Genomic DNA, 21,742 nt, shown 5'->3' on the forward strand with positions numbered 1-21,742 from the left:
GTTCTATCTATCGGTGCCCATGGAGAGCCTGCCTTCGACATAGCGCACTTCATGCGACTGGCGCGATAGGATAGGTGCGCCAACCGGTAGGCGGCTGATGACCCTGCCAGTGGGCCAGCACCGCTTGGCTGGCCGGGAATAGCGGCGCGGGCAGCGCGCCGGGGTGGAACCAGCGCCACTCCGTGAACACCTGAGGCTCTAGCAACAAGGCCTCGGCCTCTTGTTTCACGTGGGCGATGACGGCTCCCGTCACCATGGAGGCGGCGCTGTCGAGGTTCTGAGTGATCGCCAGCAAGGCCAAATCGTGCAGCTCGGTAATGCCCGTTTCTTCCGCGACTTCGCGAGCAGCCGACGTCTCGAAGGACTCTCCCGCATCGACATGGCCGCCGGGCAAACACCAGCACGGCGTTTCCCCCGGTTTATCGCGATACCCAAGCAGCACGCTTTCATCCGGGCGGATGACTATCGCCCCCACGCCGATGATAGGTCGTGCGGTATCGTTCATCGCTCCCCCTTTTGCAGGTCGGTTGGCACACGCCGATACCCTAAGCCGTCAGCCCAATGCCGCGCAATATCACCGAGGTCACCGACTGCACGGCCTTTTCGAACTGCAGGTCGTCCAGCGGTTTGTCGTCGTTGAGCAGTGAGATTTGATAGTCGAAGTCGGCGTAGTGCTGGGTGGAGGCCCAGATCATGTAAAGCAGGTAGGAGGGCTCGACGGGATTGATTTGACCGGCCTCGATCCACTCGCGGATTTTCGACTCTTTCAGTTTGGTCCATTCGTAGAGGTGATCCCGCAGGCGCTCTTTGAGAATCGGCGCGCCCTGCATCACTTCGGCCGCCCAGATCTTGGAGCCGTGGGCGCGGTAGCGGGAGTGATTCATCTTGGCGCGAATGTAGGTGGAGAGCACCACCCGGGGGTCGTCGTACAGCTCGAAGCAGAGTGCGTCCTGCTTCCACACCGCTAACAGCGCCAGCAGCACCTCTTGATAGAGCGCCTTCTTGGTCGCGAAATAGTAATGCACGTTGGACTTTGGCAGGTCGGCCAACTGAGCGATCTCTCCCATGGAGGCTCCGGCATAGCCTTTCTCGGCAAACAGCTGCTCCGCCGCTTGAAGGATCTTCTTGACGTTCGTTTGCCGAATTTCGTCCTGAGTTCTCGCCACGCTGGTATCCCTTTGCCGCTCTGACCGCTAATCACACGCAACAAAAATGCACCACCGTCCCCCGAGGATGCAGGCGGTGGTGCAGTGAAGATGGCGCAGTTAGCGCATCGCGTCAACGCTGGGTGGCGGGAAACGAGAACTCCGCCCGGGTGGCTTCGCTGACGGAGGGCCAACGCTGGGAAACCGCTTTACGGCGCGTGTAGAAACGCACCGCGTCTGGGCCGTAGGCGTGAAGGTCGCCAAACAGCGAGCGCTTCCAGCCGCCAAAGCTGTGGTAGGCCACCGGTACGGGCAGCGGCACGTTTACCCCCACCATGCCCACTTCGATACCATCGGTGAACCGGCGGGCGGCTTCGCCATCACGGGTAAACAGGCAGGTGCCGTTGCCGTATTCGTGGTCGTTGATCAGCTGCATGGCATCGTCCAGGCTGCCGACCCGTACCACGCAGAGTACCGGCCCGAAAATCTCTTCCTGGTAAATACGCATGTCAGCGGTGACGTGATCGAACAGGCAGCCACCCACGAAGTAGCCCTCCTCATTGCCAGTCACGGTCAGGCCACGACCATCCGCTACCAGCGAAGCGCCCGCGTTCACGCCCTCTTCGATAAACCCAAGCACTTTATCGCGATGTTCGGCGGTGACCAGCGGGCCCATGTCCAGGCCTTTATCGGTACCGGGGCCCACCTTCAACTGGGCGATCTTGGGCAGCATGGTTTCGACCAGACGGTCGGCGGTTTCATCACCGACGCACACCGCCACCGAGATCGCCATGCAGCGCTCGCCGCAGCTGCCGTAGGCGGCGCCCATCAGCGTGTTGGCGGCGTTTTCCAGATCGGCGTCCGGCAAAATCACCGCGTGGTTTTTAGCGCCACCCAAGGCCTGAACGCGCTTGCCCGCCGCCGAGACACGGGAGTAGATCGCCTCTGCCACGGGGGTAGAGCCCACGAACGAAATGGCTTTCACGGCTTTGGCATCCAGCAGGGTTTCCACCGCTTCGCGACCGCCATGCACCACGTTCATCACGCCTATGGGCAGCCCGGCCTCCTGCAACAGCTCGGCCACGGCCATGGCGGCAGACGGGTCCTTTTCGGAGGGCTTGAGGATGAAGGTGTTACCGCAGGCAATCGCCATCGGGTACATCCACAGCGGCACCATGGCGGGGAAGTTGAACGGCGTAATGCCCGCCACCACGCCCAGCGGCTGGAAGTTGGACCAGGCATCGATTCCCGGCCCCACGTTGTGGGAGTACTCGCCTTTCAGCAGCTCCGGCACGCCACAGGCGTATTCGACGTTTTCAATGCCACGCTTCAGCTCGCCCATGGCGTCTTCCACCGTTTTGCCATGCTCTTCGCTGACCAGTTGCACGAGGCGGTACGCGTGCTCTTCCAGCAGCTGCTTGAAGCGGTACATGACCTGAGCACGCTTGGCGGGCGGCGTATCGCGCCAGGCGGGAAACGCCGCCTGAGCCGCAGCAATCGCCCGCTCCACATCCGCTGCGCTGGCATCCGCCACGTGGCGAATCACTTTTCCGGTAGAAGGGTTGGTGACCTCCAGCGTGCGCTGGCTTTCCACCAGCTCACCATTTATCAGGTGGGAAACAACACTCATCATGAAACTCCAAAACAGGGTGGGCCAGGGTTACGCCAGTGAATCCAGGGTTGTCGCGACGGCATCGAACAAACGCTCGAGCTCGGCTTCCGTGGTGCCGAAGGGAGGTCCGAACTGCAGGGTGTCGCCGCCGTAGCGCACGTAGAAGCCCGCTTCCCACAGCGCCATATGCGCATCGCGGGGGCGAATGGTGGGGTCGCCGTTGCGCGGCGCTAGCTGCAGGGCACCGGCCAAGCCGTAGTTGCGAATATCGACAATATGATTGTGGCCTTTCAGGGCGTGCAGCTTCTGCTCGAACACGGGAGCGATGGCATTCACCTGGGCGGGGAAGTTTTCACGCTCCATCATCTCCAGCGCCGCCAGCCCCGCCGCGCAGGCCACGGGGTGGGCGCTGTAGGTGTAGCCGTGGGGGAATTCAATGGCGTGCTGGGCACCGCCTGCGTGCATGAATGTATCGAAAATCTCGCCTGAGGCGATCACCGCCCCCATCGGCACCGCACCGTTGGTGATCTGTTTGGCCACGTTCATGATGTCCGGCGTGACGCCAAACGCTTCGGCACCGGTGGTGGCGCCGCTGCGGCCAAAGGCGGTAATGACTTCATCGAAAATCAGCAGAATATCGTGGGCGGTGCAGATTTCCCGCAGCCGGTTCAAGTAGCCCTTGGGCGGCACGATCACCCCCGCCGAGCCCGACATGGGCTCCACGATTACGGCGGCAATGGTCGACGCATCGTGCAAGGCGATTTGATCCAGCAGCGCATCGGCCAGCTCAGCGCCGGTTTCCGCTTGGCCACGGGTGTAGGCATGGCCCGCCTGCAGGGTGTGGGGCAGATGCGTCACGTCCATCAACTGGCCGTAGTGTTTACGGTTGCCGCCAATACCACCCAGGCTGGTGCCGCCGATGTTCACCCCGTGGTAGCCCTTGGCGCGGCCGATCATGCGGGTTTTTTCCGGCTTACCTTTCAAGCGCCAGTAGGCCTTGGCCATCTTGACCGAGGTGTCAGCGGCTTCTGAACCGGAGTTGGTGAAGAACACGTGATCCAACCCAGCAGGCGTCAAGCTGGCGACCTTTTCCGCCAGCTTGAACGCCAACGGGTGGGCAATCTGGAAGCCGGGTGCAAAATCCAGCGTACCTAGCTGCGCGGCCACGGCTTTCTGAATCTCTTCACGGTTATGGCCTGCCCCGCAGGTCCATAGGCCAGAGAGCGAATCGAACAGCTTGCGCCCCTGGTCATCGATGTAGTAACGCCCTTCCGCCCCCGCAATCATGCGCGGGTTGGCGCGGAAATCGCGGTTCGCGCTAAACGGCATCCAGAAGTGCTGGTTGAGGGCGGTGCCTGATCCAGGCTGCTCAGCCGTCTTTTCCGCTGACTGGGCGGTTGTTTTACTTTTTAAACCAAACATAGTGTCCAGCTCCGTCGCTATGAGACATGTCCTCAGCATGCGCCACCCACTACGTTTATAAAATCATGCTTTTCTTTCGCTCACGTTAGAAAACTCATACGTAATAGAGCATCAAACAGCGCCTACCCATCTTGACGGGACGATTCAAAGCGCCTAATTCTTATATTTATACGAATAAATACAACAAATCAGTGGAACACGCCTCAGTCGCACTCACTTAGCGAATGCGCTCACTAGCGCTGTCGCTGGCTGCGTGCTCTGCCATCAATGCTCACAATTTCAATATAAACAAAGGGCTACCTTGCTATGAAATACTTAACTCCCTTAAAGCTGTCTATATATGGCGGCATGCTCTTCAGCTTTATCATGCTGGAAAGCCCCCTCATTATGCTGGCTAACCGTATAGAGCCCATGGTGATGGGCCTCCCCTTTCTGCTGGTGTGGAACTTGTTCTGGTGGTTCGTATTAACGGCGCTGTTTTTGGTGGCTTATTTCACCAACTGGGGCAGCCCCGAGCCTTCCACTATCCACGCCACCCAACAGCGGTAAATGAAGGGGTATATCATGACCGGAAGCTTAATCATCATTGCAGCGTTTATGATCATTCCCTTGATGGTGGGGGTTTTATCCGCTCGTCAATCACAAGAAACCAGTGAGGATTTTTTCGTTCAGGGCCGTGCCATGGGCAGTATCGCGGTCTTCTTCACCGTCGCAGCCACCTGGTGGAGCGCGTTTGCGTTCCTCGGCTCTAATGCCACCTTTTATACCAACGGGCCGGTATTTCTTACTGCGTTAGCCTGGAACCTTCTGTTTGGCTTCATGTATTACTGGATTGGCAAACGAGTTTGGTTTTTAGGCAAACTATTCAACTACTTAACACCTTCAGACTTGATCGGTGATTTTTATAACAGCGAAGCGCTACGTATCACCGTGGCGGCGATTACGCTGATTTTCACCGTACCTTATTTGCAGATTCAGCTAACCGGAGGCGCCTATTTAATCGAAGTCGCCTCCGGCGGGCTGATTCCTTTCTGGCTAGCGGCCCTGCTTTTCTACTTCATCATCATTATCTACGTGTGGATTGGCGGCATTCGCGCCATTGCCTGGACCGACGTCATTTATGGCGCGCTGTTGTTCTTCGGCATGCTGTATGCCGGTTACTACATTTCCACCCAGGTAGGGGGCCCCACGGCGCTATTTAGTCAGCTGCAGCAAAGCTCTCCTGATCATCTCACCATGCCTGGGCCGAACGGCACGATGGGCTACCCCATGTGGTTCTCGCTGTTTGCCATTACCGCCATCGGTGCCTTTATGGGCCCGCAAATCTGGCTGCGCATGTACTCGGTCAAACACGGCAAACTGTTTAACCTAATGCCGTTTTTATTGGGGTTGGCGGCCTTTGCCTATGTAGGCTCGGTGCTATCTGGCTATTCAGGCGTGCTGCTCGAACCCAACGTAGAAAACCCTGACCAGATACTGCCCATCATGCTGATGGAGTATGCGCCTTACCTGCTCGCCTCGTTGATCATGGCAGCCGGCGCGTCAGCCGCCATGTCTACCGCTAACTCGCAGATCCACGCGGTGTCTACCGTGGTGACGATGGATATCTACCAACGCTATATCGACCGCGATGCCAGCCAAGCGCGCATCGTGTATATCGGTCGTTTATCGCTGGTGGGCTTCTCATTGGCCGCTTATATCATGGCGCTCACCGTACCTGGCGTACTGGTCACGATTGGTATTGCGGCATTGGCGGGCACCGCGCAGTTGATCATTCCCACCATCGGGGCCATCACCTGGAAAACAGCGCACCCCACCGCTGCACTGGCGGGTTTGTGGGCGGGCGTTGCCTGCGTGCTCCTCATGACCTTTGGCCCGCTAAGCGCACCGTTTGGCTACCATGCGGGCATCTGGGGGTTATTGCTGAATGCTGCGCTGTTTGTTGGGCTCAGCCACGTACTGCATCGCCGCGATACAGCGGTCGTGGAACGCTTTACCCAAGCACGCCATGACTATGATGCCGAGTACCACCCAGAGCGCTTGCCCGCCTATACGCCAGAAATCACCCATAGCGCTAACCAACAATAAGGAGCGGGTTGATGACTCAAGCCCCTGTTTCGACCTCGCCGCGCAGACCCAAGCTTGCCGAGCTGATTAGCGACGACATCAAGCGCTGGATAGCCGCAGAGTCACTGGGAGAAGGTGACCGGCTGCCCAACGAAAAAGCGCTGATGGAGCTTTACGGTAGCGCCAAGGGCACCGTGCGCGAAGCGCTCAAGATCCTAGAGGTTGAGGGGCTCATCACGTTAAAAACCGGGCCAAAAGGAGGCGCGGTCATCAATCAGCCCAGCATGGAGCCCGCCAGCCGCATGCTGCGTAACTTCCTGCATTTCCAGCAACTGGATGGTAAGCAGGTGTACCAGTTACGCAAACTGCTGGAAGTAGAACTGGCGGCCTCCGTGGCGGGTAAGCTCAGCGAGCAGGACTTCCAACAGCTGGAAGCCAATATGTCGGCCTGCGCCTGCTGTGCGAGTCATGAAGAGGATCACCGACACCAGCGTTTTCTAGAGCTGGAGTTTCACCAGCTGCTGGCCCGTGCCTGCCCGAATCCATTGCTCGCATTCATGTGCCAGTTCTTGAACGACATGCTGCGCGATTTGGTGGTGATCAAAAAAGCCTACGTCCCGGAGCGAAAGCAATTCGACCACGCCAACCAGGATTACCACCGCCAGCTAGTGGATGCCTACCGCGCTGAAGATGCCCCGCGTGTGCGACAGATCATGGCCGAGCACATGGCCGATGCGGAACATCACATGAGTGCGCTGGAAACAGAAATGGCGGTACAGATGCTGGTCAGCAACGACTCACCCACTCATCAGAATCACCGTTCCAAGCTACACGACTTATTAACGGACAACACATCCGTTTAACTTTGCGAGGAGAGTGAAATGAATACCTACGTTACCCCCATCAAAGAGTCCGACCTACTTACTGACGGCGACCGCCTTTGGGCGTCGCTCATGGAGATGGCCAAACTAGGGGCCACGCCCAAGGGCGGCGTGAACCGTCAGGCGTTGACCGATCTAGACCGCCAGGGCCGCGACCTTTTCATTCAGTGGTGTCGTGCCGAGGGCTGCACGATTCGCATCGATAATGTCGGCAATATCTTTGCCCGCCGGGAAGGCAGCGACCCCAGTGCCAAAACCGTCATGGCGGGCAGCCACTTGGATACCCAACCCACCGGCGGCAAATACGACGGCTGCTTCGGCGTCATGTCGGGTCTTGAAGTCATTCGTACCCTAAACCAGCACAACATCACCACGCAATCGCCGATCGAAGTGGTCGCGTGGACGAACGAAGAAGGCTGTCGATTTCCCCCCTGTATGATGGGCTCCGGCGTATTCAGCGGCGAGCTGGCGTTCGATGCCATGATGGCGCGCACCGACGCCGATGGCGTTACGGTCAGCGATGCCTTAGACGCGATTCATTATCGCGGTAGTGACGAAGTCTCTCCCAACGAGATCAAAGCCTATTTCGAGCCGCACATTGAGCAAGGCCCCATTCTCGAAGATACCGACACCACCATTGGCGTTGTCATCGGGGGGCTTGGCCAGAAGTGGTTCGACTTGACCCTCACAGGGCTTGAAGCCCATGCAGGCCCCACCCCAATGAATCTTCGTCGGGATGCCATGATGGGGGCCGCAGAAGTCACTCAAGCACTCAACCGGATTGCCCATGAGCACCAACCCCACGGGCGCGGAACGGTAGGCTGTATGACGCTACACCCAGGTTCGCGCAATGTGATTCCCGGCCAAGTCAAAATGACGTTGGATATGCGCCACTGGAAACCCGACGCCCTGATCGCCATGAGCCAAGCGGTGACGACCGTCGTTGAAGACATTTGCCAACGCCACGGGCTGGAATACGAGCTCACACCCACTGCAGATTTTGCGCCTGAGCATTTCGATCAAACGTGCGTGGATAGCGTCCGACAAGCCGCTGAAAAACTTCAGCTGTCACACATGGATATCATCAGCGGAGCCGGGCACGATGCGATGTTCGTTGGCCGCGTAGCACCCGCCGCCATGATCTTCATTCCCTGCAAAGATGGCATCAGCCATAACGAGATCGAAAGCGCTACCCCAGAACATGTACACGCAGGCTGTAACGTTCTACTGCACGCCATGCTCAATGCGGCCGGTGTGAAAAGTGGGGAGTAACCATGGCGGATACCTTTGAAACTCTGACGGCAACTGAGGCATTGGCACGTTTCAGCGAGGGCTCGCTCTCGCCGGAAACGCTGGTGGAGGACTGCTTAACGCGTATTGAGCGGGATAACCCCAAGGTGAATGCCTTCACCTGTATTAACGGGGAAGAGGCACGCCGTTTAGCGGCAGAATCCGCTCGACGCTGGCAAGCAGGCATCCCCTGCGGCCCGCTAGACGGCATCCCAGTGACGATCAAAGATTTAACCCTAACCAAAGGCCTGCCTACACGACTGGGTTCCACTACCACGGCACCAGATGGCCCCTGGGAAGTAGATGCGCCCATTAGCCGTCACCTGCGCAATGCCGGGGCCATTGTGGTTGGCAAGACCACCTCGCCGGAGTTCGGCTGGAAAGGCGTGACCGACAACCCGCTGCACGGCATTACCCGCAACCCCTGGGACACCCGGCTGACGCCCGGCGGCTCTTCCGGCGGCGCCGGCGCGGCGGCGGCGCTGAATCTGGGGCTTTTGCACCAGGGCAGCGATGCCGGCGGCTCGATTCGCATACCGGCGAGCTTCACCGGTACCTTCGGCATCAAGCCGACGTTCGGCTGGGTGCCCCAATGGCCCGCCAGCGCCATGAGCACGCTTTCCCACCTGGGCCCCATGACCCGCACCGCCGCCGACGCCGCGCTGATGCTCAGCGTGATGGCACAACCGGACGCGCGGGACGGCTACGCGGGCAACCCGCAGGGGCCGAATTGGCTCGCTCCACCCCCGGCGGACCTGCGCGGCTACCGCATCGCCTTCAGCGCGAACCTGGGCTACGTGGACGTCGCGCCGGATATCGACCGCCAGGTCGAAAACGCCTTAAACCACCTGGAAGCGCTGGGCGCCACGGTCGAGCGCCTCGACCCGGGCTTTGCCAACCCGCTCGACACCTTCAACACGCTCTGGTTCGCCGGCGCCACCCAGGCGCTGGAGAAGCTGAGTGAAAAACAACAGGCAGCGCTGGACCCCGGCTTTCTCGACATCGCCCGGCGCGGCCAGGACATTTCGCTCTCGCAGTACCTCGCCGCCCGCCGCGCGCGCAGCGAGCTGACCGCCCACATGGCCGCCTTCCACGAACGTTTCGATCTACTCGTCACCCCCACGATGCCCATTTCGCCTTTTAAAGCGGGCCACAACGTGCCGCCGGGCGGGCCGTATAAAGACTGGATGGACTGGACGCCGTTCAGCTACCCCTTCAACCTCACCCAGCAACCCGCCGCCTCGCTGCCCTGCGGGCTGGATGACCAAGGGCTTCCGGTAGGGCTTCATCTGGTCGCGGGGAAGTATCAGGATATGAAGGTGTTGCATGTGGCGCGGGTGTTGGAGGGGGTGTTGCCGAGGTTAACGCCACCTGTCGCATGAATATAACCAGCGGCAGTGAAATGCTTATCGGGATATTCAATAAGGCGGCGTTTATGTTGAAGGGTGGGCTCGTTTCGTCATAACGATTGGGCTCAGCGGCCGATTTGGAGGCGCACCGCGCCGGAAAAGCGGTCCGATGCAGCCCCTGGTTATGTATTACTGTCGCAGACCAAAACCAACATAATCTGCCTCAAAATCCTCAAAGGCTGCGAGTGTCCGATCAGTTGGGTACGGGTAAAAAACAGGAATAAGATGATTTTGGTCACAAAACTCAATTACTTCATGTCCCATAAGCTCAATGGTTTTCTGCCGCTGCTTTTCAGACATGTTTGAGTTCCGCCAATGATTGAAGAAAATCCTATCTTCAAAGTTCGAGACTGCCTTCTGTGCTGTGCGCCTATATTGCGGTTGGTTGATTTGTGCAAAACGCGCGATTGGCAAGTGGCTGTTAAGCAGTTCATAAAAATGTTTTGGGTCATAGCGATCATGGTTACGGCATCTCATCAACTGCTCTACGGCCGCTTTGTGGTTAATATAGCCACTTGCATGTTCTCCCTGGAGTGAGCATGTGAACCCTATATTGTGATCGACAAACGCGAAGAGGAACTTCCTTTGATTTCTGGAATAGGCAGTTTCAATGACGCAGTTGTGATATTTAAAATTGAAGAAGGCAACGGTTACGCCCTGATCAACCATTCGGTTCTCGAACAATCCAATGTTTGTAAATCTCAACTAACACCCCATGAATTCATATAACCAATCTCATCTGACCTATTATGTTTTAGGCGCCCAACCATTTCGTTCTGCAATGACCTGCCATTCAGGTTTTTTGGAAGCCACTGCCTTTTTACAGTGGTCAACTAACTCCCTCACTGCTTGATCTGTAACTTTATCAAGACAAGTCGGAGTCGACTTCCCTTTCTTGGCGTTGGCGTGTGCGCTCTGAAGTGACCCAATGGCTTTGTCGATCTTATTCAGAAGGACCTGATCCTCAGTCTTCGCTCTGACTTTCCCGAGACCCGTAATGTGGGAAGCGATCGTTTTAGCTTCTTTCGCTGTTTTCAGAACATCTTCATAAGATTTCAATGCGATCTCCTTTTTCTTTTTGAAACATAACGCCCAATTAAGGGGTGAGCAACGCTACCACCCAAACCTAACGCATTGTGCCATAAACACTAAACTTGAAGTAGAAGCAAAAATGCCAAGCGTTGGGAATCCCTCTTAAATTGTTTGTTAGCTCGCTGACTTACGTTTTTCGTCCCAAGTTTCAAGCACAAACATCGCTATTGTATGCGCAGAGTGAATTGCCAAACGAGCATGACGAGGTTTTAATTTATACATAATTCGACCCTCACCGTGCGCTGAACTGGCATGTGTGCGAAACGCTCCAATACCGTCAACAATTGACAGAATGCCTGATAAAACTCTTTTTAAGTCATCATCTTGAACTAGTTTAGGATCGAAACCTAAATCACCACGCACAACTTTCCAAACGTTTTGTAGATCTTGCTTTTGAGGTTGTGCTAATTGCTCATCAGCAATATAGACCTTAAATATGGATTCCAAAATGTTGCAAGCTGCTGACACTGATTCTCTAGGTTCAGAGTTTACATTTGCTAGCGCTCTTGTAAATTCAGCTTCAATTGAGGGAATGTCTCTACCTTTAATTAAGTCAGACAAGGAGCGACTTGGAGCTGAATTACCATCAGATACAATACCACTATTAATATAAATTAGATTGCACTGCGCAAGAATTGACTCAAGCTTTTCTTTGAACTCCTTTTTATGATTTGTAACGTTAGTTCCCCACAGGAAGACCTCTTCCTCTTCTTGCTTTGGTAACTCCATATACGTTTCAATCAACTTACCAAGGACTTTTAATGGTTCGCCTGATTCTTTGTTAATTCGTCTTAGCCACGTTTGAACTTTAACAGGCTTAGAACCTTCAGGCGGCTCCCCTGGAGCATCAGCATATAAGAATAGGTTATCGAGACTTGTATGAGTCTCGAGTGCAGATAAGTTGTCTGATAAAACCGCGATTATAGGCGCAGGAATGTCTTTTCTCATATTGCCTCTTAGCTAAAAATTGATGATTGCGAGCTAACGCCGCATTCAACGGCTTGTCCGCTGCAATGCTTTGTTAGGGCTTGGCTCCGAGTTATTTACAAGCAGCTTTCCATCGATCAGAAATACATCTATCTTGTCTTGATTCATAAGATGAGCCAGAACATTAAATCCGTCTAACTTTGCTTCCAATAAATCAAATACCCTATCTTTTATTCGAGCAACAAAGCTAATATGCCTTTCTAATTGTTCGCTCAAATCCCTGCGCTCATAGCCAGATAAATTCAAATCGCCTTCAATTTTTCGTTGCTGCTCGCTTGTAAAGTTGTCGAAAGCATTCAGCCGATACTCCATAAGCTTATCGAGCTCAAGCTTAACTCTATTTACAAAATCTCTATGCCTCTGAATATTGCTTTCAGAATAATTCCCGCTTAGTACGATTTCACAAATCCTACCCGCCACCAAGCGTTCGAAAATAGAAAATACAGGATGAGCCAGAACTTTATTCTCGAAGAATTGATCGGGATTAAACCGCCGACCTTCATGTGTAGTAAAGTAGTGGTTAAAGCCTGTTGAATACTCCTTTGGCTCAGAATCTAAGAGCTCTTTGAACCTGTGCCTTTGAGAAACATACATCTCATAACAATCTTCGTTATTTTTTACCATCCGAGATAAATATACATCTCGCATCGATCTGTCTAGCGAGATGTCAGGTATGCTTCTAAAGCTGTCTACTATCGTCTCTGATATTCTTTCAAATCGAGCTTGCTCTTCAAGAATCTGGTGATTCCTAATATCAGCACAAAGATGAGAAATGTAAGATAGATTGTTTTGAATTGCGCCATACAGGCTTATACCTAGCAAAGTCGGCATTAGGTCTGCTTGATTATCTAGCTCAACCTTCTGTAAGCCTGCAACATCGCTAATTTTGCCCCTCTCAATGCATGTAGATGTAAGCAGCCCCTTTAATTCCCCGCTGTTAATAGTCATTAGCTCTCGCGAAGAGTCTTTCTTAAATATGACTCTATAAAATGAGCCCTCCTCATCCCCTGCCGAGGATTTTTTTAACTTTTGACTAAAAGCCGAGACGAATGACGAATCTGACACCAGGGTAGGATTTGGGATCAAATCCATAAGCTTCGGATTATTCTCAAAAATAACTTGAATATTTTTAGGTAAATCTGTCATGCACATTTCTTCCTGTAATCTTTGAGCCCTAACAGTGATTATACGCCCAACCACATAACACCAATAAACCCGCCAGCGCGTTTATTGGTGTTATACAGCCCGCATGCGGCCCATAACTTACTGATCTATATAGATTCTATAAATTTTCAGGCAGTCTATCCATTGTTCGCGTGACCGCGTGTTTTACCGGTTCAATCATACCCTATCCACAAACTTACCTTAGGTCACGCGTAAATTTAATGACACTCGTCAGCCATAGGTCGTAGGTCTTTACTCGCCGACTCTTTCAGATGACTCAAGCGCCGCCCGCGCCTTCATCGCAAACACCCGCCGCGAGGGCTTGAACCCCACCCCCTCAGGCCAGCCAAACCACGCATCCGGCACCATAAAGCCGGGCAGCGTCTCGCGCACCCAAGTGTTTAGTTCGGCTCCATCCACTTCCTCCGCGTGGTAGTCGACAAACGCCACCGGGCGTTCGCCCCATTCCGGTTGAGGCACGGGCACCACCAGCGCTTGGGCAACACCGGGGTGGTCGACCAGGCGTTGTTCGATGGCTTCGGGTTGGATGTTTTCGCCGCCGGAGATGAAGGCGTTGTCCAGCCGCCCTTCCACCACTAGCTCGCCTTGCTTTGTGAAGTGGCCCTTGTCCCTGGTGGCGAACCAGCCTTCGCTGTCGACCGCCGGGGTAAGCTGGCCGTCTTGCAGGTAGCCCTCAAAAAGCGTTTCGCCGCGCACCTGGATCTCGCCGTTGTGGACGCGCACTTCGCGCCCGGGCAGGGGCTTGCCGACCACGCCGGGGGCGCCGGGCAGGCCGGTGCATACCTGGCTGGCCATTTCCGAGAGGCCGTAGCTCACCCTGGGCGTCAGGCCCAGCGCGGTCATTTTGGCGACCAGCGGCGCGGGGATGGCGGCGCCGCCGAGCAGCAGCTCGCGTAGCTGTGTCTTTTGCGGGTCGAATCCCGCGTGAAGCAGCCGCCAGAGCTGGGTGGGCACCAGCGAGAGGTGGGTGATGGGCTGGCGTTGCAGGCGCTCCAGAAGCGGTGCGCCGTCGTCGATAATGACGCGCCCACCGGCGAGGAACACCCGAAAGGCGATGGCGTAGCCGCCGATGTGGAAAAGCGGCAGCGAGAGCAGCCAGCCGCTCGCTTGATCCACAGAAATGAACGATGCCGAGCCCCGCGACGAGGCCAGATGATTGCCAAGGCGATGCTGCACCGCCTTGGGCGTACCGCTGGAGCCGGAGGTAAAGATGGTGTTGCTGGGCTGGTCGGGGTCGAGGAGCGGCTCGCCCGGTTCGGCCTCGGCGGTGAAGTCCAGCGCCAGTGGCGTCGGGCCCTCGGCGTTTGCAAGCTTGGGGCTGCCCCCTTCGGGCTGGGCCAGAAAGCGCGCGGGCAGGCGCGCCGCCATGGCGACCTGCTCCCCGGCGGGCACCGCCGGGTTGACCGGGCAGAACACCACCCGGGCGCGCAGGCAGGCCCAGGCCAATAATAGTGCGTTGAGCGAGCCGCGGGCGGGCACCAGCAGCCGCTCGCCGGGGGGCATTTGGCGCATCAGCTGCCGGGCAAGCCCCGCCACGCGGCGGTCCAGCTGGCGGTAGCTCAGCCGCTGCTCGCTGGCCTCGATGGCGATGTGTTCGGGGGTTTGAGTGGCCCAGGCGTGGATGGGGCAAGGCTCGGTCATGCGGGGCTCCTGAGGGTGGCGATCACGCCGAGTGGTAGAGGCAGCGGCAGCGCTCGACCATGACCGCACCGCGTTGGTCGGTAAGGCGCCCAGCGAGCCAGCCGCCGGTATCCAGCCCCGGCGGCTCGCCCGGCGCCCACTCCCGGGCCAGGCGCGAAAGCAGCTCCAGGCCCAGCTCGGATTCGAAGCTCGATGACACCACCACGCGAAGCCCCAGCGCCCGCGCCCGTTCGACCAGCGCCTGGCACGCGGCAAGCGAGCCGATCAGCGTGGGTTTGATGACCAGCGCCGCCAGCTGCGGGTGTGCCTGCCAGGGGCGCTGCCGCGAGAGGGTTTCGTCCAGCGCAAAGGGCACGCCGGTCGCCTCGGCCACGGCCTGGGTGTCGGTAAGCGCGGCGCAGGGCTCTTCCAGGTAGTCGATCTGCCCCGGCGGCAGCCCGGCACAGAAGCGCCGCGCCTGCTCGCGGGTGAAGCCGCCGTTGGCGTCCAGTATCAGCCGGGTGGTGGGCAAGCGCTCACTTATCCGCTTGATCAGCGCCAGCTCTTCATTGATGGGGTAGCGGGCGACCTTGAGCTTGAGGCGCTCCGGCGGCGCCGTTCGCCACGCCTTGAGGCGGACCTCGATCTCGATCATCAGATGGGCAGGCGTACCCTGAAGCAGCGGGTACGGGGCGGGTGATTGGGGCAAGCGCTCGGGCCAGGCGCGCCGGGCGCAGCCAAGGCCGAACTGCACCGAGGCAAGCTGCGGGGTCGGCACCTCGCCGCGCTCGAAAGCGGCCAGGTAGGCCAGCGCCTCGGCTTCGGCCTGGGCCAGGGTCTCGCAGGAGAAGCCCGGCAACGGGGCGATCTCGCCCCACTGGCCGTCGATGTTTACCAGCAGCCCCTCGCGCTGGGTCAGCCGCTCGCCGTTCAGCGTCAGCGGCCTGGTCAGCGCAAGCGCGTAGCGGTAGAGCGCGCGCGCCATCAGGGGTTGCGCGGGTAGCGGGAGAAATCCGGGCGGCGCTTCTCGTTGAAGGCGTTGCGCCCCTCCTGGCCCTCTTCGGTCATGTAGTAGAGCATGGTGGCGTTGCCGGCCAGCTCCTGAAGCCCCGCCTGGCCGTCGCAGTCGGCGTTGAGCGAGGCTTTCAGGCAGCGCAGCGCCATGGGGCTGTGCTGGAGCATCTCGCGGCACCAGCGCACGCTTTCCCGCTCGAGCTCGTCAAGCGGCACCACGTGGTTGACCAGGCCCATGTCGAGGGCCTGCTCGGCGCCGTACTGGCGGCAGAGAAACCAGATTTCTCGCGCCTTCTTCTGGCCGACGATGCGCGCCAGGTAGGAGGCGCCATAGCCGCCATCAAACGAGCCGACCTTGGGGCCGGTCTGGCCGAAGATGGCGTTGTCGGCGGCGATGGTCAAATCGCACATCAGGTGCAGCACGTGGCCGCCGCCAATGGCGTAGCCCGCCACCATGGCGACCACCGGCTTCGGGCAGGTGCGAATGTCACGCTGGAAATCCAGTACGTTGAGGTGATGGGTGCCCGCCTCGTCGCGGTAGCCGCCGTAGTCGCCACGAATGCGCTGGTCGCCCCCGGAGCAGAAGGCCTGTTCGCCCGCCCCGGTCAGCAGAATCGCGCCGATGGCGCTGTCGTGGCGCGCGCGGCCGAGGGCATGGATCATCTCGCTCACCGTTTGCGGGCGAAACGCATTGCGCACCTCAGGGCGATTGATGGTGATCCGTGCAATGCCCTCCTCAGCGGTGTGATAGAGGATGTCCTGGTACTCTTGCGAGGCGTCCTGCCACTTGATGGGGGCATACAGCGCCTGTTCCGTGAGTCCTTCGATCATGCTGACCTCGTGCTTATCAGGGGTGTGCGTTCTTTTTGATACGGCCGTGTTCGCGGGCGGGCCTCAGCGCAGCCAGCCCACGACCACCAGAGCCAGCGCCAACAGGCTCAACAGGGCCGCCAGGCCGTACATCAGCCATTTGTTGCGAGTGTCCTGGCCCAGGCTCAGGTCGAATAGGCCATGGCGCAGCCGGTGGGCGGCATGAAACAGCGGCAAGCACACGGCGGCGCCGATGAACAGCACGCCGGGCAGGCTGAACAGCAGGCGGGAGGCCCGCTCGTGGCCAAGCGCCTCGGCGGGCAGCAGGCCCAACGGCAGCAATAGCCCGATGAACAGAATCACCGCAGGCAAGACCACGGCAAAACAGACGCCCCCGGCACTGAACAGCCCCCACCACAGGGGCTCGTCATAGGCTTGCCGAGGCTGACCCAGGGGTGCTTTTTGATGTGAGGTTTTCATGCGCCGCCCCTCCCCAAGAGCCAGAACAACACGACCGCCACTGCCACGACCCCCGCCCACTGGCCAGCAACGATGGCACCAGCGGGCACGCTGCGCCCCGCCACGCGCAGCGGCATGACCCGAGGAAACAGCACGAAGAAGGTGGCCGCGTGATAGAGGCTGGCCACCAGCGCCAGCGCATTCAGCAGCAGCACCAGCGGCGAGCCCATAAAGGCCACCCAGCCCTGCCAGCTCGCCGGGCCCTGCAACAGCGCGAACACTCCTGCCAATAGGCAGAGAATGAAAAACACCAGCGGCACCACCGTGGCTTCGCGCAGCATATAGCGCTTGAAGAAACCGTGCTTCAGCCACCAGTTGCGCTTCAAGGGCGGCAGCCGTTGTGATGATGATTTTTCCATGAGGCACTCTCCCGACGGTTCGTTCTGGCCAATCAGCCCTTGAACAGTGCGATCAGCGTATGTTTGGCGGCCTCGACCTTGCCCTGATTGACCGCAGCGGCCGGGTCGACGTGCTTGGGGCATACCTGCGAGCAGAAGCCCACGAAGGTACAGCTCCAGACACCATCGTGGCGGTTGAGCTGCGCCATGCGCTGACGTTTGCCCTGGTCCCGGCTGTCCAGGTTGTAGCGGTGCGCCAGGGTCAGCGCCGCAGGCCCCAGAAACTCAGGGTTCAAACCAAACTGCGGGCACGCCGAATAGCACAGGCCACAGTTGATACAGTTGGCAAACTGCCGATAGCGCGCCAGCTGTTCAGGCGTTTGTGTGTGGGGCTGCGCCTGGCCGGGATCAAAGGTCTGCACCGGGTCCTGTTCGATCAGGTAGGGCTTCACCGCCGCCAGGTGCTCCAGGAACAGCGCCATGTCCACGACCAGGTCCCGCTGCACGGGGAAGTGCGCCAGCGGTTCGATACGAATCTCGCCAGGGTAGTCGCGCAGGAAGGTTTTACAGCCCAGCTTGGGAATGCCGTTGACCATGACGCCACAGGAGCCACAAATCGCCATTCGGCAAGACCAGCGGTAGCTCAGCGTGCTGTCCTGCTGCTCCTTGATATGGTTCAGCGCGTCGAGAAGCGAGGTGCTGTCCTCCACAGCAACGTCGTAGGTTTGCCAGTAGGGTTCCGCTGCGCTGTCGGGCAGGTAACGCTTGATGCTGATGTGCTTGTTCATGCCTTGCCTCCCTTGGCCGCATCCCCGTAAACCCGCGCGGCCGGGGCCGAAAAGCGGGTATCCACCGCCTGCCAGCGCAGCTCGGCGGGCGCATCACCCTGGTAAAACACCTGGCTATGCTTGAGATAGCCCACGTCGTCACGGGCCTGCAGGCCCTCGTCCAGGCGCTGGTGGGCACCCCGGGATTCGCGACGCTCCAACGCGGCCAGGCACGACGCCTCGGCGATCTCCAGCCCGTAGCCAAACTCCAGGCACTCCAGCAGCTCGGTATTGAAAATCTTGCTGGTGTCACTTACTCGCACCTGGGCATAGCGCTGGCGCAGCTGGCGAAGGGTATCCAACGCCTGCTGCATGCCTGCTTCGGTGCGGTAAATGCCGCAGCCGCTCTCCATGGCCTGCACCATGGCGTGCTTGAGCGTCACCCAGGATTCACCGCTGCCCTGGCCATCGCAGAGCGTGGCCAGCCGCGCCTGCTGCCGCTGGGCCTGCGCCTGCAAGACCGGCAGCGCCACCCAGTCGGTGCGGGCAGCCCGCTGGCTGGCCTGCTCCCCAGCCAAGCGGCCAAAGACCAGCAGCTCGGTCAGCGAATTGGAGCCCAGCCGGTTGGCCCCATGCAGGCCTACCGATGCGCACTCCCCGGCGGCGTACAGACCCGCAATGGTCGTTTCACACTGGGGATCGGTTTCGATGCCGCCCATGGTGTAGTGCACCGCAGGCCGAATCGGGATCGGCTCCTTGACGGGGTCGACATTGATATAGGATTTGGCCAGCTCGCAGATGAACGGCAGGCGCTCATGCAGATAGTCGGCGCCCAGGTGGCGAAGGTCGAGATAGACCACGTCGCTGTCGCCAAACTTGCCGGTACGCCCGGCCTGCTGCTCCTGCCAGAACGCCTGGGAGAGCTTGTCCCGAGGGCCCAGCTCCATGTACTTGTTTTCCGGCTTGCCCAGGGGTGTTTCCGGGCCCAGGCCGTAGTCCTGGAGGTAGCGGTAACCCTCCTTGTTGAGCAGAATACCGCCTTCCCCCCGGCACGCTTCGGTGATCAGGATGCCCGAGCCGGGCAGGCCGGTGGGGTGGTACTGCACGAACTCCATGTCGCGCAGCGCCACGCCGTGGCGGTAGGCCATGGCCATGCCGTCACCGGTGACGATGCCCGCATTGGTGTTGAAGCGGAACAGCCGCCCGGCCCCGCCGGTGGCCAATACCACCGCTTTGGCACGCAACAGCAGCAGCTCGCCCGTGGCGACTTGCAGAGCAATGACCCCCACCACGGCCCCTTCATGCACGGCCAAGTCCAGTACGAAGTACTCGTCGAAGCGTTCGATTTCGGGGTATTTCAACGAGGTCTGAAACAGCGTGTGCAGCATATGGAAGCCGGTCTTGTCGGCAGCAAACCAGGTGCGCGCCGTTTTCATGCCACCAAAGCGGCGCACCTGTATGCGGCCATCGGGCTGGCGGCTCCAGGGGCACCCCCAGCGCTCCATCTGCACCAACTCCCGGTAGGCGTGGCGCACGAAGTAGTCCACTACGCCCTGCTCCACCAGCCAGTCGCCCCCAGAAACCGTGTCGTCGAAGTGCGCCTGAAACGAGTCCTCGTCACTGGTCACCGCCGCCGCGCCCCCCTCGGCCGCCACCGTGTGTGAACGCATGGGATACACCTTGGACACCAGCGCGATGCGTTGCGCGTGACCGCCCTGTTTGGCCTGCTCGGCGGCCGCTATGGCGGCCCGCAGGCCAGCGCCTCCACCGCCGACGATGACGATATCCACATCCTGCTGCTGCATGGCACCCCCTTGTGCGGCTGCACTACTCATGACGGTCTTCTCATGACGCGATTCCGGCCTGCGCACGGCTTGCCGCCCTGCTGATGAAGCGACGTTATCACAGCCCAACAGGCCTTCGGCCTTGATCTAAAGCATGATTGATATGGATCAAATAACGCGCGACTTGCCTTGCCTATGCTGTTGATGACATCGGTGAAACACCACGCTGGAACTCACCCTCGGCTGTGCTCACTCAGGCAAGGCGCTACGGCTTGCCGATAACCTTATCGAGAGGTCGCCATGAACCTCAGCGCTTCGCTCCGCTCTCGCTGGTCGCTGCTCGCGCCACTGACCACCACGCTGGTGATCGCCCTGCTGCCTACCCCGACCGGGCTACCGCCCCATGCCTGGTACTTCTTCGCCATCTTTTTAGGCTGCGTGGTCGGCCTGATTTTGGAACCCCTGCCCGGCGCGGTCATCGGTCTGGTCGGCGTCACCCTTTCGGCGCTGCTTTCCCGCTGGGTGCTGTTCTCCCCAGAGCAGCTGGCCAACGACGGCTTCAACGCCGCCAACCAGGCTTTCGCCTGGGCGGTCTCGGGGTTCACCAATGCCACCGTATGGTTGATTTTCGGTGCCTTCATGTTTGCCCTGGGGTATGAAAAAACCGGGCTGGGGAGGCGTATCTCGCTGTGGCTGGTGCATGCCATGGGCAAGCGCACGCTGACCCTGGGCTACGCGGTGATGATCGCCGATGGCATTCTGGCACCTTTTACGCCGTCCAATACGGCGCGCAGCGCAGGCACCATCTATCCGGTCATTCGTAACCTACCGCCGCTGTACGACTCGCACCCCAACGACCCCAGCATGAAGCGCATGGGCAGCTTCCTGATGTGGACCGCCATTGCGGCCACCTGCGTGACCAGCTCGATGTTTCTCACCGCCCTGGCGCCGAACCTGCTGGCCATCGCGCTCACCGAAAGCGCCACGGGCATCCATATCGGTTGGGGACAGTGGTTCGTGGCGGTGGTGCCGGTGGGGGTCCTTCTGCTGCTGTTGGTGCCGCTGCTGTGCTACTGGCTGTGCGCCCCGGAGGTAAAGGCCGGGCATGAGATCTCCGACTGGGCGAAAGGGGAACTGCAGAACCTGGGCCCGCTGACCCGCCACGAAATCGTGCTGGTCATCATGGTGGTCACCGCGCTGCTGCTGTGGATCTTCGCTGGCGACCGGGTATCGGCGTCGCTGGTGGGGCTGGTGGTCATCTGCGGCATGCTGCTGACCGGCATGGTGAGCTGGAACGACATTCTCGACAACCGCGCCGCCTGGAACACCTTCGTGTGGTTTGCCACCCTGGTGGCTCTGGCGGGCGGCTTGAGCCAGGTAGGCTTCGTGGGCTGGTTCGGTAACGTAGTGGGTGGGCAGATCAGCCACTTCGACCCGCTGCTGGCCATGGTCGCCCTGGTGGTCATCTTCTATGTGTTGCACTACCTCTTCGCCAGCGTCACCGCCCATGTGACCGCCCTGCTGCCGGTCATACTAGCGGCGGCGTCGGGCATTGCGGGGCTGGACATGCAGCTGTTCATTCTGCTGTTGCTGCCCACCCTGGGCTTCATGGGCATCCTGACCCCTTATGGTACCGGTCCCAGCCCGGTGTATTACGGCAGCGGCTACTTGCCCAGCGCGCTGTACTGGCGCCTGGGGGCCATCTTCGGGCTGCTGTTCCTGGTGGCCTGGCTGGCCATTGGCCTGCCCTGGCTACTGTTGATTCAGTGAGCCATGTACCGAGTCAGCGAACCCTGCGCT

At 59.0% G+C, this 21,742-nt stretch carries 21 protein-coding genes; 6 read left to right on the forward strand and 15 right to left on the reverse strand.

Annotated elements, in window-relative coordinates; all coding sequences use genetic code 11:
• Positions 1 to 49 precede the first annotated feature (49 nt).
• The 4 genes from GYM47_RS15705 to aptA all read right to left on the reverse strand — a co-directional run bounded on the left by GYM47_RS15705 (position 50) and on the right by aptA (position 4,179).
• The gene (locus GYM47_RS15705; RefSeq protein WP_153843007.1) at positions 50 to 505 is read right to left on the reverse strand and encodes a nucleotide triphosphate diphosphatase NUDT15; all 456 of its coding nucleotides are present in this window, start codon (positions 503 to 505) and stop codon (positions 50 to 52) included.
• A gap of 40 nt (positions 506 to 545) precedes the next feature.
• On the reverse strand, positions 546 to 1,166 hold the full coding sequence (locus GYM47_RS15710) for a TetR/AcrR family transcriptional regulator (protein ID WP_139525842.1): 621 nt from the start codon (positions 1,164 to 1,166) through the stop codon (positions 546 to 548).
• Between the two features lie 112 nt (positions 1,167 to 1,278).
• Positions 1,279 to 2,775, reverse strand: a complete 1,497-nt coding sequence (locus GYM47_RS15715; RefSeq protein ID WP_153843131.1) for a CoA-acylating methylmalonate-semialdehyde dehydrogenase — start codon at positions 2,773 to 2,775, stop codon at positions 1,279 to 1,281.
• Positions 2,776 to 2,805: 30 nt separating this feature from the next.
• The gene (aptA, locus tag GYM47_RS15720) at positions 2,806 to 4,179 is read right to left on the reverse strand and encodes an omega-aminotransferase AptA (protein ID WP_153843006.1); all 1,374 of its coding nucleotides are present in this window, start codon (positions 4,177 to 4,179) and stop codon (positions 2,806 to 2,808) included.
• Between the two features lie 387 nt (positions 4,180 to 4,566).
• On the opposite strand from aptA, the gene GYM47_RS15725 reads away from it, so the two are divergent.
• Genes GYM47_RS15725 through GYM47_RS15745 form a run of 5 tightly spaced genes read left to right on the forward strand, consistent with a single transcriptional unit; the run spans position 4,567 to position 9,799 of the window.
• Positions 4,567 to 4,728 carry a hypothetical protein gene (locus GYM47_RS15725; protein ID WP_231125587.1) on the forward strand — a complete coding sequence of 54 codons (162 nt, stop codon included), beginning with the start codon at positions 4,567 to 4,569 and terminating at the stop codon, positions 4,726 to 4,728.
• Positions 4,729 to 4,743: 15 nt separating this feature from the next.
• On the forward strand, positions 4,744 to 6,267 hold the full coding sequence (locus tag GYM47_RS15730) for a sodium:solute symporter family protein (protein ID WP_153843005.1): 1,524 nt from the start codon (positions 4,744 to 4,746) through the stop codon (positions 6,265 to 6,267).
• Between the two features lie 11 nt (positions 6,268 to 6,278).
• Positions 6,279 to 7,109, forward strand: a complete 831-nt coding sequence (locus GYM47_RS15735) for a FadR/GntR family transcriptional regulator (protein WP_153843004.1) — start codon at positions 6,279 to 6,281, stop codon at positions 7,107 to 7,109.
• A gap of 18 nt (positions 7,110 to 7,127) precedes the next feature.
• On the forward strand, positions 7,128 to 8,399 hold the full coding sequence (locus GYM47_RS15740; protein WP_153843003.1) for a Zn-dependent hydrolase: 1,272 nt from the start codon (positions 7,128 to 7,130) through the stop codon (positions 8,397 to 8,399).
• A 2-nt stretch (positions 8,400 to 8,401) separates the two neighbouring features.
• Positions 8,402 to 9,799 carry an amidase gene (locus tag GYM47_RS15745; RefSeq protein ID WP_153843002.1) on the forward strand — a complete coding sequence of 466 codons (1,398 nt, stop codon included), beginning with the start codon at positions 8,402 to 8,404 and terminating at the stop codon, positions 9,797 to 9,799.
• 156 nt (positions 9,800 to 9,955) lie between these two features.
• Here GYM47_RS15745 and GYM47_RS15750 read toward each other — a convergent pair whose 3' ends face one another.
• The 11 genes from GYM47_RS15750 to frdA all read right to left on the reverse strand — a co-directional run bounded on the left by GYM47_RS15750 (position 9,956) and on the right by frdA (position 19,963).
• The gene (locus GYM47_RS15750; protein ID WP_196781564.1) at positions 9,956 to 10,495 is read right to left on the reverse strand and encodes a hypothetical protein; all 540 of its coding nucleotides are present in this window, start codon (positions 10,493 to 10,495) and stop codon (positions 9,956 to 9,958) included.
• Between the two features lie 78 nt (positions 10,496 to 10,573).
• Positions 10,574 to 10,885: a hypothetical protein gene (locus GYM47_RS15755; protein ID WP_153843000.1), complete on the reverse strand. Its 312-nt coding sequence runs from the start codon at positions 10,883 to 10,885 to the stop codon at positions 10,574 to 10,576.
• Between the two features lie 147 nt (positions 10,886 to 11,032).
• A complete protein-coding gene (locus GYM47_RS15760) occupies positions 11,033 to 11,866 on the reverse strand; it encodes an abortive infection family protein (RefSeq protein ID WP_153842999.1) in 834 nt (277 codons plus the stop codon).
• Positions 11,867 to 11,911: 45 nt separating this feature from the next.
• Complete coding sequence (locus tag GYM47_RS15765; protein ID WP_153842998.1) at positions 11,912 to 13,051, reverse strand: hypothetical protein; 1,140 nt, start codon at positions 13,049 to 13,051, stop codon at positions 11,912 to 11,914.
• 270 nt (positions 13,052 to 13,321) lie between these two features.
• Positions 13,322 to 14,800 carry an AMP-binding protein gene (locus tag GYM47_RS15770; RefSeq protein ID WP_231125586.1) on the reverse strand — a complete coding sequence of 493 codons (1,479 nt, stop codon included), beginning with the start codon at positions 14,798 to 14,800 and terminating at the stop codon, positions 13,322 to 13,324.
• On the reverse strand, positions 14,754 to 15,695 hold the full coding sequence (gene menC / locus GYM47_RS15775; protein ID WP_153843129.1) for an o-succinylbenzoate synthase: 942 nt from the start codon (positions 15,693 to 15,695) through the stop codon (positions 14,754 to 14,756). The genes GYM47_RS15770 and menC overlap by 47 nt, the downstream gene beginning before the upstream one ends.
• Positions 15,695 to 16,555, reverse strand: coding sequence for a 1,4-dihydroxy-2-naphthoyl-CoA synthase (gene menB, locus GYM47_RS15780; RefSeq protein WP_153842997.1), 861 nt, complete (start codon positions 16,553 to 16,555; stop codon positions 15,695 to 15,697). Before menB ends, menC begins: the two co-directional genes overlap by 1 nt.
• A 63-nt stretch (positions 16,556 to 16,618) precedes the next feature.
• On the reverse strand, positions 16,619 to 17,014 hold the full coding sequence (frdD, locus tag GYM47_RS15785; protein ID WP_153842996.1) for a fumarate reductase subunit FrdD: 396 nt from the start codon (positions 17,012 to 17,014) through the stop codon (positions 16,619 to 16,621).
• On the reverse strand, positions 17,011 to 17,412 hold the full coding sequence (locus tag GYM47_RS15790) for a fumarate reductase subunit C (RefSeq protein ID WP_016915187.1): 402 nt from the start codon (positions 17,410 to 17,412) through the stop codon (positions 17,011 to 17,013). Before GYM47_RS15790 ends, frdD begins: the two co-directional genes overlap by 4 nt.
• A gap of 32 nt (positions 17,413 to 17,444) precedes the next feature.
• Positions 17,445 to 18,179 carry a succinate dehydrogenase/fumarate reductase iron-sulfur subunit gene (locus tag GYM47_RS15795; protein WP_153842995.1) on the reverse strand — a complete coding sequence of 245 codons (735 nt, stop codon included), beginning with the start codon at positions 18,177 to 18,179 and terminating at the stop codon, positions 17,445 to 17,447.
• A complete protein-coding gene (gene frdA, locus GYM47_RS15800) occupies positions 18,176 to 19,963 on the reverse strand; it encodes a fumarate reductase (quinol) flavoprotein subunit (protein WP_153843128.1) in 1,788 nt (595 codons plus the stop codon). Before frdA ends, GYM47_RS15795 begins: the two co-directional genes overlap by 4 nt.
• A gap of 279 nt (positions 19,964 to 20,242) precedes the next feature.
• On the opposite strand from frdA, the gene GYM47_RS15805 reads away from it, so the two are divergent.
• Positions 20,243 to 21,712 carry an anion permease gene (locus GYM47_RS15805; RefSeq protein ID WP_153842994.1) on the forward strand — a complete coding sequence of 490 codons (1,470 nt, stop codon included), beginning with the start codon at positions 20,243 to 20,245 and terminating at the stop codon, positions 21,710 to 21,712.
• The last annotated feature ends 30 nt before the right edge of the window (positions 21,713 to 21,742 follow it).

This window comes from Vreelandella piezotolerans (assembly GCF_012427705.1).
Taxonomy (GTDB): domain Bacteria; phylum Pseudomonadota; class Gammaproteobacteria; order Pseudomonadales; family Halomonadaceae; genus Vreelandella; species Vreelandella piezotolerans.

Coding starts and splice junctions, on each gene's coding strand:
- frdA (WP_153843128.1), bottom strand. CDS start 19,963: ATGCAGCAGCAGGATGTGGATATCGTCATCGTCGGCGGTGGAGGCGCT.
- GYM47_RS15730 (WP_153843005.1), top strand. CDS start 4,744: ATGACCGGAAGCTTAATCATCATTGCAGCGTTTATGATCATTCCCTTG.
- GYM47_RS15725 (WP_231125587.1), top strand. CDS start 4,567: ATGCTGGCTAACCGTATAGAGCCCATGGTGATGGGCCTCCCCTTTCTG.
- GYM47_RS15760 (WP_153842999.1), bottom strand. CDS start 11,866: ATGAGAAAAGACATTCCTGCGCCTATAATCGCGGTTTTATCAGACAAC.
- GYM47_RS15705 (WP_153843007.1), bottom strand. CDS start 505: ATGAACGATACCGCACGACCTATCATCGGCGTGGGGGCGATAGTCATC.
- GYM47_RS15740 (WP_153843003.1), top strand. CDS start 7,128: ATGAATACCTACGTTACCCCCATCAAAGAGTCCGACCTACTTACTGAC.
- GYM47_RS15745 (WP_153843002.1), top strand. CDS start 8,402: ATGGCGGATACCTTTGAAACTCTGACGGCAACTGAGGCATTGGCACGT.
- GYM47_RS15750 (WP_196781564.1), bottom strand. CDS start 10,495: ATGGTTGATCAGGGCGTAACCGTTGCCTTCTTCAATTTTAAATATCAC.
- GYM47_RS15790 (WP_016915187.1), bottom strand. CDS start 17,412: ATGGAAAAATCATCATCACAACGGCTGCCGCCCTTGAAGCGCAACTGG.
- menB (WP_153842997.1), bottom strand. CDS start 16,555: ATGATCGAAGGACTCACGGAACAGGCGCTGTATGCCCCCATCAAGTGG.
- GYM47_RS15765 (WP_153842998.1), bottom strand. CDS start 13,051: ATGACAGATTTACCTAAAAATATTCAAGTTATTTTTGAGAATAATCCG.
- GYM47_RS15715 (WP_153843131.1), bottom strand. CDS start 2,775: ATGAGTGTTGTTTCCCACCTGATAAATGGTGAGCTGGTGGAAAGCCAG.
- GYM47_RS15735 (WP_153843004.1), top strand. CDS start 6,279: ATGACTCAAGCCCCTGTTTCGACCTCGCCGCGCAGACCCAAGCTTGCC.
- frdD (WP_153842996.1), bottom strand. CDS start 17,014: ATGAAAACCTCACATCAAAAAGCACCCCTGGGTCAGCCTCGGCAAGCC.
- aptA (WP_153843006.1), bottom strand. CDS start 4,179: ATGTTTGGTTTAAAAAGTAAAACAACCGCCCAGTCAGCGGAAAAGACG.
- GYM47_RS15795 (WP_153842995.1), bottom strand. CDS start 18,179: ATGAACAAGCACATCAGCATCAAGCGTTACCTGCCCGACAGCGCAGCG.
- GYM47_RS15805 (WP_153842994.1), top strand. CDS start 20,243: ATGAACCTCAGCGCTTCGCTCCGCTCTCGCTGGTCGCTGCTCGCGCCA.
- menC (WP_153843129.1), bottom strand. CDS start 15,695: ATGGCGCGCGCGCTCTACCGCTACGCGCTTGCGCTGACCAGGCCGCTG.